Genomic DNA, 12,382 nt, shown 5'->3' on the forward strand with positions numbered 1-12,382 from the left:
GGCAAGGGCGTGTGGTTCCTGCGGGCGGCGACGCCCTCGGCTTACCCGGCCTGCATCCCGATCCTGCTCCGGTACCTCGACATCGCGCGAGTGCAGGAAGTAATGGAGCTGCTTGACGACGATTCTCTCGGGCAGTGTCGGATCTTCTCTGTCCGACCGTTCAAACGTATTCGCGACCCGCGCGTTCTGCCGGTCCTCGAGGCGCGGCGGGACCATCAAACGGGGATCTCCCCCCATCGCTAGTCTGGTCCGATGGCAATCCGGCGTATGGTGCGAGTAGTCGTGGTCGTGGTCGGGTTGGCGATCGTCGGTTGGACGGAGTCCGTTGTGGTCTACGGCGGACTGGGTCTCATCGCTGCTGCGCTGATCGTTCTGGCCACCACGCGACGACGAGTTGTCTCGTGAGATCTGTCTTGTGGGGCGCCCGCGCCGACGAACTCTGGTCCTGGGTGAGCGCCCAGAGGTTCGAAGTCGGGTCAGCGCGGTTTTCCGTCAGTGCAGGCCGCGGTCGTCCCTTCACCGCATCGTCGTGGCTCACCCGAACGCTCTCGGTGGACGAGAACTCGCAGCACGTCGGCGCCTCGTCGGTCGTGGCGGAGATGAAGAGCCTGGGTCCGCGGGCCTACGCGATTATGGGCGGAACCTTTCACCCGGGCGGCACTGACCTGGTGATCAGGGTGGGGACGGCGCATCCGGACAACGCAGCGACAGCTGCGACACATCGGTCGACCTCGGCGCGACTGAAGTCAGGGCTGTCAGACGAGTATGCGCGGGGCGCGTTGAACGGTCTAGTCAGCGGGCTGAACACCTTTCCGCTGCCCGCGGGAACGCTCACGATCGACGTGGGAGCGTCGGACCCCGTTGACTCTTCGAACGAGGCCTTCCGGGTCGCCGCCAAGCTCCTTCTCGCGGCGATCACACTTCCCCGCTCGTCGGCGCGGGGCCGCTTCGAGCAATCTCTGCGGTCCGAGTGGACCTGGCTGGGCTAGCCCTCCAGCACAACCAGCCGCTGCGTCGCCCGGGTCATGGCCACGTAACGATCCACGGCACCCTCGATCCCGCCGCCCCAACGCGAGGGCGAGACCAGCACCACGAGGTCGAACTCGAGGCCCTTCGCGAGCGTGGGGCTGAGCGAGCGCACGCGGGAGGTGGCGGTGAACGCTGGGTCGCCGATCACTACCGCGGAGCCCTCGGCGTGCGCGGAGAGCCAGGCGGCGAGAACGTCATCCCGAGCCGACAGCGGAAAGTGAGACACGGGAATGCCCGAGGAGCGGATCGACGTCGGCACGTTCGCGTCGGGGATGGCGGCGCGGATGACGGGCGCCGCGGCATCCATGATCTCGGACGGCGTGCGGTAGTTGATCGTCAGGGACTTCACCGAAATTGCGTCGAAGCCGACCAGCGCCAGCCCGGCCTCCCACGTCGACGTAAAGCCGTGACGGGCCTGCGCGCGATCGCCGACGATCGTGAAACTCCTCGACGGGCAGCGCGACAGCAGCATCTGCCACTCAGCGTCGGTGAGCTCCTGCGCCTCATCCACGACGATATGTGCGAACGGGCCGGCCAGCGCGTCCGGGGGAGGAGAGGAGACCACCGACGCGTCATCGAGGGAGTTCTGCGCATCCTCACCTCGCAGCATCGACATCAGCTTGAGGTCGCCGTCGTCCGCTGCGATGAGGTCGTCGATGACTGCGGCGCGGCGCGAGCGCTCCGCGACCCGTGCCCTCTCTTGGCGGAGCCGGCGGGCAGAAGAGTGCGAGTCGCCGATCCGCTGCCGCGCGGCATCGAGCAGCGGCATATCGGCGACGGTCCAAGGCGAGCCCTCCGGGCGCTGGAGGGCGGCAACGTCATCCTCATCCAGCCACGGCGCACACCGTCGCAGGTATGCGGGCACCGACCACAGCGTGCCAAGCACGTACGGCGCCTCGATCAGCGGCCACGCCTTGTTCAACGCGCCGATCAGCTCCTCCTGAGCCAGCAGGTAGCGGCGCAGCTGCGCCGGGGGCTCGTCGAAGTTGTCGCTGAGGATCGTGACCAGCTCCTCGAGCACCTGCTCACGCGCCTCGTTGTGCGGCGTGCCCTCCTCACGGGCGTCGAACGCCTCCGCCCACTCGGCGGCACTCAGCCAGACGTCGCCCCACGGCGTCTCGATGGACATACCGACTGTCGGCGGCTCCTCGTACAGCGCGACTGCCGGCTCGATCGCCTCGATCAGGCGAGAGGATGCCTTCAGCCCTGCAACCCGCGCGTCCCGCTCCTCGATTGCCGAGGCACCCTCCGGCAGCAGGTCGCGTAGTGTGCAGGTCTCCACGCCCTCCTCCCCGAGGCCCGGCAGCACGTCGGCGACATAGTTGAGGTACGGCTGGTGCGGGCCGACGAAGAGCGCGCCGCCGCGGGAGCGACCCAGGCGCGGGTCGGAGTAGAGCAGGTAGGCGGCGCGATGCAGCGCGACCACCGTCTTGCCCGTGCCCGGCCCGCCGTCGACCACGAGGGCGCCGCGGGATCCGGCGCGGATGATCGCATCCTGGTCGGCCTGGATCGTGCCGAGCACGTCCCGCATCCGCTCGGAGCGGTCGCTGCCGAGCGATGCGATGAACGCCGACTGGTCGTCGAGCGCCGCGCGGTTCTGGAGTGTGCCCTCGAACACCTCGTCCCAGTAGTCGGTGATCCGGCCGCGCATCCATCGGAACCGGCGTCGACTCGTGAGACTCATCGGGTTGGCGTGGGTCGCACCGAAGAACGGCTCGGCGGCGGGGGAGCGCCAGTCCACGAGGAGTTGGTTGCCGTCGGGATCGCGCATGCCGAGGCGACCGATGTACACGGCCTCGCCTGTGGAGGAGACGACGCAACCGAGACACAGGTCGAGGCCGAATCGCCGCAGCGTGCGCAGTCGAGCGGTGAGCCGATGGATCTCGAGATCCCGCTCCAACGTTTCCTGGCCGGACCCGCCGGGCTGCAGGCGAGTTGCGTCGAGCCGGGCTTCGAGCTCGGTGATCGAGCGGTCGAGGCTGGACGCGAGGGTGGCGAAGAATGCCACATCCCGCGCAATCAGAGCAGGGTCGTTCTTGGCGGACAGTCGGTCGGGCAGATCAAAAGGCGCGGTCACAGTCGTCGATTCTGCGCCCCACCCCGGGTCTTGTGGCAAGTCCCCGGGTGGCGTATAAATTTAAGTAGGGAGAGGGAAACCTCTCCTTTTCTGCGCCCCGCGCGATTACTCGCCGACGAAGAAGTACGCGATGAAGCCGTCGGCCATGGTGCGGTAGCTCAGGCTGATGACGCGGTCATCCTCGGTCGTGATGATGGCCTCTCGCATGTCATCGTCATCGCTGACCTCGAAGTTGGCGCGAGCCCACTCATCGAACGGGCCGAAACCGTTGGACGTGGTGCCGGATCCCACGATCCAGGAGTCGTCCTGCACCTGGTACACGGCCTCGGGCACATCGCTCACAAACGAGGTGTCGATATCGGGGAACGCGTCGACGAACTCGTCGACGGTGGCTTCGCCCCAGCCGTTGTTGTCGAGGTCGGGCAGCACGAACTCGGCGGTCGGCACGGGCTCCGGAGCGCCGACGCTGCATCCGGTCAGGAGGGTGAGGGACAGGGTGATCACGAGGAGCTTCTTCACCCGATCACCCTACCGTGACGGATCCTCGACACCTCGTCACGCGCGGTAACCGTCGAAACCGTTCGCTAGCCTGAAGGAGTGACCCATCCCTTCGACTCGATCCCCTCGAGTGCGCTCAACGTTCCGAGCAGCCGCAAGTGGAGCCTCAACCCGGGCACGATCGGCGCGTGGGTGGCCGAGATGGACTACGGCACCGCCCCCGAGGTGAGCGCGGCGCTGCACACCGCCATTGACCAGGGTGTGCTCGGCTACCTCTCGCCCGCGATCGCCGGGGACATGGCGGTCGAGACGTCCCGGTACATGCGCGAGCAGTGCGGCTGGGATGTGGCGCCCGAGCACGTGCATCCCGTGTCCGACGTGATGGCAGCTCTCGGCGTCGCCATCTCGCAGTACACACCGCGCGGTTCGGCAGTCATCGTGCCGACCCCCGCCTACATGCCCTTCCTGAGCTTCCCGCCGACACGCAACCGCAGCGTGATCGAAGTGCCCGGCATTGTGGATGACGGTCGCTACACCCACGACCTCGCAGCAATCGACGCCGCGTTCAAGGCCGGCGCGCGCACCTTTGTGCTCTGCAACCCGCACAACCCCACCGGTACCGTCTTCACGCGGGTCGAGCTGGGGGCGATCGCGGAGGTCGTCGAGCGCAACGGTGGACGCGTCTTCGCGGACGAGATCCACGCGCCGCTGCGCTTCGACGGACGCGAGCACATCCCGTACGCCTCGATTTCGACGGCGGCCGCCGCGCACACCATCACCGGCACGAGCGCGTCGAAAGCGTGGAACATTCCCGGCCTCAAGGCCGCGCAGCTCATCACGTCCAACGAGGCGGATGCCGAGATCTACCGCGGCTTCGGTTTCGCGGTGCAGCACGGCGCCTCGACCCTCGGCGTGGTCGCGACGACGGCCGCCTACCGTGACGGCGACGCGTGGCTCGGCGAGGTCGTCGAGTACCTCGACGGCAACCGGCGGCTGCTCGGTTCGCTACTGGCCGAGCTGGCGCCCGCCATCGGCTATTCGATTCCGGATGCCACGTACATCGCCTGGCTTGACTGTCGAGCCCTCGCAATCGAGGGCTCGCCGGCTGAGTTCTTCCGGGAGCACGCGGGCGTGACGGTCACCGACGGCGAGCTCTGCGGGGCCGGTTACGCGGGATACGTACGCTTCGTCTTCGCGATGCCCCGCCCCATCCTCGACCAGGCTGTGCGCGCCATCGCGGCGGCGGTCGCAACGCTCTAGTCGCGCGGTTGAAACGCTCCAGTTGCGGAGAATCGACCCTCGGCACGCGCTAAAGGTCGAAAATCCGCAACTCGCAGCGTCGAACCGCCAGAGATCAACGTTCAGCGCGAAACGAAGGTTGGTCTCTGGCCGTTCGGCAAGGTGGGAGCGGAGCCGGAGGCTAGTCGCGCGGCTTGCGCTCCGGGCGGTCGCCGTAGGTGGGGCGGTCGGCGCGCGGCGGGCGCACGCGGTCCGGCTTGATCTCGATGAGCTTGCCGCTGATGCGGGTCGCCGAGAGGCGGTCGAACGTGTCGCTCGGCAGATTCGCGGGCAGCTCCACGATGGAGAAGTCGGGGCGGATGTCGATGTGCCCGAAGTCTTCGCGGCTGAGTCCGCCCTCGTTGGCGAGTGCACCGACGATCTGGCGGGGCTCGACCTTGTGACGCTTGCCGACCTCGATGCGGTACGCGGTGAGCTGGCGGTTCGGGTCGCGCGGGCGGCGCTCGGGGCGACCCGGGCGGTCGTCGCGGAACGAGCGCTCCGGACGTGAGTCGCGGTCCTCGCGGAAGGTGCGCTCGGCGCGCGGACGCTCCTCGCGCTGGCTGCGCGCGAAGCGGGGGTCGTCGGGGGAGAGCAGCAGGGGAGTGCCGCCCTGGGCAACGATCGCGAGGGCTGCTGCGACGTCCGACTCGACGACGTCGTGGTGCTCGACGTAGTGGCGCACGATGTCGCGGAAGTCGCTGAGCTGCGCGTCGTCGGCCAGGGCCGTCGTGATGGCGTCGTCGAAGCGGGTGAGCCGGGTGACGTTGACGTCTTCGACGCTCGGCATACGCATCTCGACCATGGGCTGGCGGGTGGCGCGCTCGATCTGGTCGAGGAGGCGGCGCTCACGCGGGGTGACGAAACTGATCGCGGCGCCGCTGCGGCCCGCGCGTCCGGTGCGTCCGATGCGGTGAACGTAGCTCTCGGTATCGATCGGGATGTCGTAGTTCACGACGTGCGAGATGCGGTCGACGTCGAGGCCGCGAGCAGCGACATCCGTAGCGACAAGGATGTCGAGCTTGCCGTTCTTGAGCTGCTCGACGGTGCGCTCGCGCTGCGCCTGGGGCACGTCGCCCGAGATCGCGTTCGCGGAGTAGCCGCGGGCGCGCAGCTTCTCGGCGAGCGTCTCGGTCTCGTTCTTGGTGCGCACGAAGACGATCATGCCCTCGAAGTTCTCCACCTCGAGGATGCGGGTCAGCGCATCGATCTTCTGCGGATACGACACGATCAGGTAGCGCTGGGTGGTGTTCGTCGAAGTCGTCGTTTTGCTCTTGACGGTGATCTCTTCGGGGTCCTTGAGGTACTTGCCCGAGATACGGCGGATCTGTGCCGGCATCGTCGCCGAGAACAGGGCGATCTGCTTCTCGTCGGGGGTGTCCTTGAGGATCGTCTCAACGTCTTCTGCGAAGCCCATCTTGAGCATCTCGTCGGCCTCGTCGAGCACAAGGAACTTCAGCTGCGAGAGGTCGAGCGTGCCTTTCTCGAGGTGGTCCATGATGCGTCCGGGGGTACCGACGACCACCTGCACGCCGCGGCGGAGAGCGGAGAGCTGGGTGCCGTAGCCCTGTCCACCGTAGACGGGCAGCACATGTACGCCGCGCAGGTGGGCGGAGTAGCGCTCGAACGCCTCACAGACCTGCAGCGCGAGCTCGCGGGTCGGGGCGAGTACAAGCGCCTGCGGCGACTTCTGCGACAGATCGAGCTGGTCGAGGATCGGCAGCGCGAACGCTGCGGTCTTGCCGGTTCCGGTCTGCGCGACACCGAGCACGTCGCGGCCGTCGAGCAGCGGCGGGATGGTCGCGGCCTGGATCGCCGACGGGGTCTCGTAGCCCACGTCCTTGAGGGCTTTGAGCACGGCATCGCCCAGGCCGAGCTCGGAGAAAGTGATGGTGGGGGTGGTGTCTTCGGACGTCATGCTTCAACGGTAGTCCCGATGCGCCACCCCCGGTTACTACAGGGCGTCCTTGATCGGGGTGGATCCGCCATTGAACGGGATGACCCGGCCCACGGTCGCGTCGTTCGCGAGCACCGCTGCCGCGACGTACGCCACGTCCGTGCGGCTCACCGAATCGCTGGTGACTCCCTCGCCGGTCTCTATCGCGCCGGTGGCGGGATCGTCCGTGAGAGTGCTCGGCGCGAGAATCGTCCAAGCGAGGGTGGAGGCTTCGAGGTGCGCGTCGGCGGCGGCTTTCGCTTCCGCGTAGGCGAAAAAGGAGTTGTCGTGCGGCACGCCGTGCTCGAGCCCCGCGCCGAAGTACGACACCATAACGAACCGGGGGACGCCGGCACCCGTTGCCGCGTCGATCGCGCGGATCGCGGCATCCCGGTCGACGGCGTAGGTGCGTTCGGGGCTGCCGCCGCCCGCCCCCGCCGACCAGACGATGGCGTCCTGGCCGGCGAACAGGCCGGAGAGGTCGGGGGTGGCGAGCTGTTCGATGTCGGCGACGAGGGGCGTGGCGCCTGTGGCGGCGACGTCATCCTCGTGTGCGGGATTGCGGATGAGCGAGGTGACCTCGTCGCCGCGCGCGATGAGCAGGGGTGCGAGCAGCAGGGCGATCTTGCCGTGGCCGCCGATGATCAGGATGCGTGTCATGCGCCCCAGTATTCACGCAAAGACTGGGAGGGACGTCCGGTGACGCGTGCTACGTCAGCGGGCGCGGCACGCCGCTATTCCACAGGATGCGCGCCGAACAGCCGCACGTAGTCGGCGCGCGACACGGTGCGGGTGGGGCGGCCGAGCAACGACGCGACGTGGCCCTCCGCCGCAGGGCTCAGGCCGTGCAGCTCGACGGAGAGCGGAGGGACCAGGCTCTCGATCCAGGTCGTCTCGAGCAGGGTCCTGGTCCATTCCTCTGATGCATTGAACTCCGGGGCGATCTCCAGTTCGATGCGCCAGGTCGAGTGCGCGCCGGCAACACTGCGGGCGGAACGGATGCCTTCGAGTTCGCGCAGGCGGTCATCCACCCACTCGGGATTCGGCTCGAGCGGTCGGATCCGCGGCCGCAGGAGGGGGCGGACGAAGGCCCTGAACAATCCCCACAGGCCGCCGGCAATGACGACAGCGAGGAACAGGAAGGAGACTCCGAATGCCAGCACCGCCGGCAGGTCGACCGGACTGCGCCGGAACTGCAGCGCCTGGATAAGGCCGACCGTGCCCCTCACGCCCCCGCCGATCGCGAGGAGGCAGAGCGCGGCGAACGCCCAGACTCCGCCCTCGATTCTGCGCATCCGACCATTGTGGCGGGTCGACGGGCACACTGGTTGCATGCCCAACCCGGTTCGTGTCGTCGTCGCGCGGTTCTCGCGCACGCGGTTCTTCCGTCGCGTCGGGCCGACGATCATGCCGCCGCTGGAGCGGGTGATGACCGCGATCACGGGCGGGCGGGTGCAGCTGAGCGGGCTGCTCGTTCCCTCGCTCGTGCTGCACACGATCGGTGCGAGATCGGGCATCGAACGGGACACGACGCTCATGTACTGTCCCGAGCCCGATGGGCGCATCCTCGTCACCGGAAGCAACTTCGCGCGCGGCAACCACCCGGCCTGGACCGGCAACCTGCTGAAGAACCCGGGGGCCGCGGTCAGCATCCACGGCCGTCGACAGGATGTGCACGCCATGCTCGTTGCAGACGACGAGCGCGAAGCCGTCTGGGCGTACATCGAAAAGCAGTGGCCCGGCTATCGTGGCTACGAGCGCGCATCCGGTCGGGTGCTGAGGATCTTCCGGCTCACCCCCAGCTGAGGCAGGCCCATGATCTCCCGATTCGAAGAGCTCGACAACCAGGAGACGCCGATGGGGGAGATCAACCTCCGCCGCCGGTTCGACCCGTCGCTCGAGGTCGACATCTTCGAGGTGAAGCTCGGTGACGAGTACCTCATGTCGAGCCTGTTCACCGTCGCCGAGATCGAGCTCGCGCACCTCGGCCTCGCCGCGGTCAGCGGCGAGAAGCTCGACGTGATGGTCGGCGGGCTCGGGCTCGGGTATACCGCCGCCGCCGTTCTCGAGCACAACAACGTCGGGTCGCTCACCGTCGTCGAAGCGCTCGGCGCGGTGGTCGGCTGGCACGAGCGCGAACTGCTGCCGGTATCCACAGAGCTGGTGAGAGACCGGCGCACCACCCTCGTCACCGACGACTACTTCGCCCTCATGCGCCGCGAGCCCACGCGTCAGTGGGATGCCATCCTCGTCGACATCGACCACTCGCCGCAGCACTGGCTGAACACCAGCCACGGCGACTTCTATACGGCCGACGGCCTGCGTCGCATGGCCCGGCATCTCAAGCCCGGCGGAGTGTTCGCGCTCTGGTCGGACGACCCGCCCGAGGCCGTGTTCAGCGCCACCCTCGCCGAAGTGTTCGCGACGACCGCGGGGCACCTCGTGCCATTCCCGAACGCGATCACCGGCGGCATCTCGACCAACAGCGTCTATGTCGGAACCGACCCGATAAACTTGCCGTAGGGCGACGGCCCTCGATTTCCAGCCCGGGGGCGGTGAACGACGTGGCACTCTTCAAGCGCAGATCGCGCGTGAATCTCGGCAAATTCGTCGCACCCGAACCGGTGGAGCCGGCACCCGTCGAGCGTGTGGTCGAGGAGGGCATCCTCATCTCGCACACCGCCGTTCGTATGCAGGTGCGCAACCATCTCATCGTCTCCGCGATCCGCGATGACAGTTCCTACGATCCCGACGAGCTGGCCGAGTTCGCCCGCGCCGAGTTCGAGTCGCTCGCCGCCCAGAACGTGCTGCTCGCCCGCGAACAGCTCACCGGCCGCAATATCTCCATCTACCGCGGGCTCGCCAACGCCCAGCGCGAGCTGGCCGAAGACGACGCGGCCATCGCGAAAATCGTCGAGCAGTCCCGCCAAGAGGCCTGGCAGGAGATCAGCGGTGCCGTCGCCACCACCCTCGCCGCGCGTGCCGTCGACTCGCGCGACCCCGACTACGCCGCCGAGCGCGAGTCGAGAATCGCCGACCTACTGACCGTCGACTTCGTCAAGCTCCAGCTCGACTCCGTGCCCGAATACTGAGGACCCCATGTCACCCGAACCGCGCAAGCCCCGCTCGCAGATCGTGCTCGAGGTCGTCGACACGATGATCGTCAGCCGGCACATGGTGCGGGTGTTCCTCGGCGGGCCCGGGTTCCGTGAGTTCGAGAACATCCCCGCGACCGACAAGTACGTGAAGATCTTCTTCGTGAAGCCCGAGCTGGGACTCGATCCGCCGTACGACATCGAGGCGCTGCGCGCGAGCCTTCCGCAGGAAGACTGGCCCGTGGTGCGCACGTACACGATCCGGCTCGTCGACGAGCAACGCCGCCGCCTCGCCATCGACTTCGTGGTGCACGGGGACGAAGGAGTCGCGGGTCCGTGGGCGCGAGGCGCGCGAGTCGGGGATCGCATCGCGCTGGCGGGGCCGGGCGGGGCGTTCATCCCGACTGAGGATGTCGCGGCTTACGTCTTCGCCGGCGACGAGTCGGCCACCCCCGCGATCGCCGCGGCGCTCGAGTCCCTGCCGAACGGGGCAACGGGCCTGGCGATCATCGAGGCCGAGGATTTCGAGGACATGCAGTTGCTCGGCGAACCGGACGGCATCGAGATGACCTGGGTGTTCCGCAGTCGTGGCGAGAGCCTTGTGGCTGCTGTCGCTGCCGCGGACTGGCCCGAGGGCGACGTGCAGGTCTTCGCGCACGGCGAGCGGGAGTCGATGAAGGCACTGCGGGCGATCTTCGCCGAGCGCGGGGTCCGCCGCGAGCTGCGATCCCTCTCCGGCTATTGGGCGCAGGGGCGCACGGAAGATCGCTTCCAGGCCGAGAAGCGCGAGCCGATCGGGCGGATCGACGACTGAGCGCCGTTCTGCTCTGGGCAGAATTTCGAGGCCAGGTCGACGCGGCGTGACTAGGGTGAACCATGGCTGAGATCATCCCCCTGCGCCCCGTCCGCACCCCCGAACCGCTCTGGCGCGAACTGGTCGGTGAGAGCCTGCGCGCGAGGCGTCTCGCCGCGGGCAAGACACTTGCGGAGACGGCCGCCCGGGCAGGCATTTCGCCGCAGTACCTCTCCGAGATCGAGCGCGGACTCAAGGAGCCCTCGAGCGAGATGATCGCCGCCGTGCTCGGCGCGCTCGGCACGACCCTGGTCGACCTCACCACCGACGTCGCGGAGCAGCTCGCCCCATCCCGTTCCGAGACGATGCTGCTCGCCGCGTGAGTGCCTAGCGCTGCGCGAGCACCCGGTCGACGAGACCGTAATCCACCGCCGCCTGCGCCACGAAGAGCCGGTCCCGGTCGGTGTCGGCGCGCAGCGTCTCGACCGACTGCCCGGTGTGGGTCGACAGCACCTGCTCGATCTCGGCGCGCACGCGCACCACCTCATCCGCCTGCAGAATGAGGTCCGGGATGGTGCCCCGACCGCTCGCCGCAGGCTGGTGCAGCACCACCCGCGTGTGCGGCAGCACGGCACGCCGCCCGGCGGCACCCGCGGCGAGCAGCACAGCGCCGGGGCCGATCGCCTGGCCGATGCAGGTCGTCGCGACCGGCGCCTGAATGTACTGCATCGTGTCGTAGATGGCGAGCATCGGGGTCAGATCGCCGCCCTCGCAGTTGATGTAGAGGTTGATTTCCTGGCTGGAGCTGTCGGCCTCGAGGTGCAGCAGCTGCGCGATGAGCGCGTTCGCGACGCCCGCGTCGATGCCGGTGCCGAGGTAGATGATCCGCTCGCTGAGCAGGTGCGAGTAGACATCCATCACCCGGTCGCCCCGAGGATGCTGCGTGATCACGTTCGGGATCGTGTAGCCGCTCATCAGCTCGCTCCCAGTCCCGCGTGGCGACGCCGGGTCGGCACGACCTGGTCGAGCGAGGTGACCACGGAGTCGATGAACCCGTAGGCGCGCGCCTCGGAGGCCGTGTACCAGCGGTCGTGCAGGGAGTCCTCGAAGATGGTCTCGACGCTCTGCCCGGTGTCCTCGGCGATGAGGCCGAGCACCGTGTCGCGCGTGTGCCGCAGGTCGCCCGCCTGCACCTCCACCTCGACGGCTGAGCCGCCGATGCCGGCCGAACCCTGGTGCATGAGCACCCGCGCGTGGGGGAGGGCGGAGCGCTTGCCTTTCGTTCCCGCCGAGAGCAGGAACTGACCGGCGCTGCAGGCGAGGCCGAGAGCCACGGTCGAGACGTCGTTCGGCACGAGGCGCATGACATCGCGGATGGCGAGCATCGACGGCACCGAGCCGCCGGGCGAGTGGATCCAGAGAGTGATGTCCGAGATCGCATCCTCGGCGGCCAGCGTCAGCAGCTGGGTGGTGAGGAGGGTGCCGTTGTCGTCGTCGAGCGCGCCGTCCAGCACGAGGATGCGCTGGTGGGCGAGCTCCTGCCGGACTCGGTCGGTGAAGCGGGGAGGTGCTGATTCATTGGGCATACGAGAAGCGTGCGGCTCGGGGCATCCCGCGCACCACAGATGATGCTGTGAGCTGATCAGCCGACAGCAGCGCGCAAACCCGTGAGGAGT

The 12,382-nt window shown here is 68.1% G+C and carries 15 protein-coding genes; 8 read left to right on the forward strand and 7 right to left on the reverse strand.

Annotated elements, in window-relative coordinates:
- Positions 1–252: 252 nt before the first annotated feature.
- Positions 253–405, forward strand: coding sequence for a hypothetical protein (locus tag EYE40_RS15380; protein ID WP_154071844.1), 153 nt, complete (start codon positions 253–255; stop codon positions 403–405).
- Positions 402–989, forward strand: coding sequence for a hypothetical protein (locus EYE40_RS03290; RefSeq protein WP_130980611.1), 588 nt, complete (start codon positions 402–404; stop codon positions 987–989). Before EYE40_RS15380 ends, EYE40_RS03290 begins: the two co-directional genes overlap by 4 nt.
- Here EYE40_RS03290 and helR read toward each other — a convergent pair.
- Both helR and EYE40_RS03300 read right to left on the reverse strand, forming a co-directional pair.
- On the reverse strand, positions 986–3,106 hold the full coding sequence (gene helR / locus EYE40_RS03295) for an RNA polymerase recycling motor ATPase HelR (protein WP_130980612.1): 2,121 nt from the start codon (positions 3,104–3,106) through the stop codon (positions 986–988). The two genes, EYE40_RS03290 and helR, sit on opposite strands and share 4 nt — an antisense overlap.
- Before the next feature lie 105 nt (positions 3,107–3,211).
- Complete coding sequence (locus EYE40_RS03300) at positions 3,212–3,625, reverse strand: hypothetical protein (RefSeq protein ID WP_130980613.1); 414 nt, start codon at positions 3,623–3,625, stop codon at positions 3,212–3,214.
- 78 nt (positions 3,626–3,703) lie between these two features.
- Between EYE40_RS03300 and EYE40_RS03305 the strand changes: the two genes are divergently transcribed.
- Entirely contained in the window at positions 3,704–4,864 is a 1,161-nt protein-coding gene (locus EYE40_RS03305) for a MalY/PatB family protein (RefSeq protein WP_240034690.1), read from the forward strand.
- A 160-nt stretch (positions 4,865–5,024) separates the two neighbouring features.
- Here the strand turns inward: EYE40_RS03305 and EYE40_RS03310 are convergent, their stop codons facing one another.
- The 3 genes from EYE40_RS03310 to EYE40_RS03320 form a co-directional block, all read right to left on the reverse strand.
- Positions 5,025–6,800, reverse strand: a complete 1,776-nt coding sequence (locus EYE40_RS03310; protein WP_130980614.1) for a DEAD/DEAH box helicase — start codon at positions 6,798–6,800, stop codon at positions 5,025–5,027.
- A gap of 36 nt (positions 6,801–6,836) precedes the next feature.
- Positions 6,837–7,478 carry an NAD(P)H-binding protein gene (locus EYE40_RS03315; RefSeq protein ID WP_130980615.1) on the reverse strand — a complete coding sequence of 214 codons (642 nt, stop codon included), beginning with the start codon at positions 7,476–7,478 and terminating at the stop codon, positions 6,837–6,839.
- Positions 7,479–7,552: 74 nt separating this feature from the next.
- A complete protein-coding gene (locus EYE40_RS03320; RefSeq protein ID WP_130980616.1) occupies positions 7,553–8,113 on the reverse strand; it encodes a hypothetical protein in 561 nt (186 codons plus the stop codon).
- 37 nt (positions 8,114–8,150) lie between these two features.
- Between EYE40_RS03320 and EYE40_RS03325 the strand changes: the two genes are divergently transcribed.
- From EYE40_RS03325 to EYE40_RS03345, 5 genes are all read left to right on the forward strand, one after another.
- Positions 8,151–8,624: a nitroreductase/quinone reductase family protein gene (locus EYE40_RS03325; protein WP_130980617.1), complete on the forward strand. Its 474-nt coding sequence runs from the start codon at positions 8,151–8,153 to the stop codon at positions 8,622–8,624.
- Positions 8,625–8,633: 9 nt separating this feature from the next.
- Positions 8,634–9,341: a spermidine synthase gene (locus EYE40_RS03330; protein WP_130980618.1), complete on the forward strand. Its 708-nt coding sequence runs from the start codon at positions 8,634–8,636 to the stop codon at positions 9,339–9,341.
- A gap of 41 nt (positions 9,342–9,382) precedes the next feature.
- A complete protein-coding gene (locus EYE40_RS03335; protein ID WP_130980619.1) occupies positions 9,383–9,910 on the forward strand; it encodes a hypothetical protein in 528 nt (175 codons plus the stop codon).
- A gap of 7 nt (positions 9,911–9,917) precedes the next feature.
- Positions 9,918–10,727, forward strand: a complete 810-nt coding sequence (locus EYE40_RS03340; protein WP_130980620.1) for a siderophore-interacting protein — start codon at positions 9,918–9,920, stop codon at positions 10,725–10,727.
- Between the two features lie 62 nt (positions 10,728–10,789).
- On the forward strand, positions 10,790–11,089 hold the full coding sequence (locus EYE40_RS03345; RefSeq protein ID WP_130980621.1) for a helix-turn-helix domain-containing protein: 300 nt from the start codon (positions 10,790–10,792) through the stop codon (positions 11,087–11,089).
- 4 nt (positions 11,090–11,093) lie between these two features.
- Here EYE40_RS03345 and EYE40_RS03350 read toward each other — a convergent pair whose 3' ends face one another.
- Both EYE40_RS03350 and EYE40_RS03355 read right to left on the reverse strand, forming a co-directional pair.
- On the reverse strand, positions 11,094–11,681 hold the full coding sequence (locus EYE40_RS03350; protein ID WP_130980622.1) for a ClpP family protease: 588 nt from the start codon (positions 11,679–11,681) through the stop codon (positions 11,094–11,096).
- Entirely contained in the window at positions 11,681–12,292 is a 612-nt protein-coding gene (locus tag EYE40_RS03355) for a ClpP family protease (protein ID WP_130980623.1), read from the reverse strand. The genes EYE40_RS03350 and EYE40_RS03355 overlap by 1 nt, the downstream gene beginning before the upstream one ends.
- Positions 12,293–12,382 lie beyond the last annotated feature (90 nt).

Origin of the sequence: Glaciihabitans arcticus (assembly GCF_004310685.1) — a bacterium.
GTDB lineage: Bacteria > Actinomycetota > Actinomycetes > Actinomycetales > Microbacteriaceae > Conyzicola > Conyzicola arctica.

Bases quoted from the DNA above. Each gene is read 5' to 3' on its own strand.
- EYE40_RS15380 (WP_154071844.1), top strand. From the start codon at position 253: ATGGCAATCCGGCGTATGGTGCGAGTAGTCGTGGTCGTGGTCGGGTTG.
- EYE40_RS03310 (WP_130980614.1), bottom strand. From the start codon at position 6,800: ATGACGTCCGAAGACACCACCCCCACCATCACTTTCTCCGAGCTCGGC.
- EYE40_RS03315 (WP_130980615.1), bottom strand. From the start codon at position 7,478: ATGACACGCATCCTGATCATCGGCGGCCACGGCAAGATCGCCCTGCTG.
- EYE40_RS03320 (WP_130980616.1), bottom strand. From the start codon at position 8,113: ATGCGCAGAATCGAGGGCGGAGTCTGGGCGTTCGCCGCGCTCTGCCTC.
- EYE40_RS03325 (WP_130980617.1), top strand. From the start codon at position 8,151: ATGCCCAACCCGGTTCGTGTCGTCGTCGCGCGGTTCTCGCGCACGCGG.
- EYE40_RS03330 (WP_130980618.1), top strand. From the start codon at position 8,634: ATGATCTCCCGATTCGAAGAGCTCGACAACCAGGAGACGCCGATGGGG.
- EYE40_RS03340 (WP_130980620.1), top strand. From the start codon at position 9,918: ATGTCACCCGAACCGCGCAAGCCCCGCTCGCAGATCGTGCTCGAGGTC.
- EYE40_RS03345 (WP_130980621.1), top strand. From the start codon at position 10,790: ATGGCTGAGATCATCCCCCTGCGCCCCGTCCGCACCCCCGAACCGCTC.
- EYE40_RS03350 (WP_130980622.1), bottom strand. From the start codon at position 11,681: ATGAGCGGCTACACGATCCCGAACGTGATCACGCAGCATCCTCGGGGC.
- EYE40_RS03355 (WP_130980623.1), bottom strand. From the start codon at position 12,292: ATGCCCAATGAATCAGCACCTCCCCGCTTCACCGACCGAGTCCGGCAG.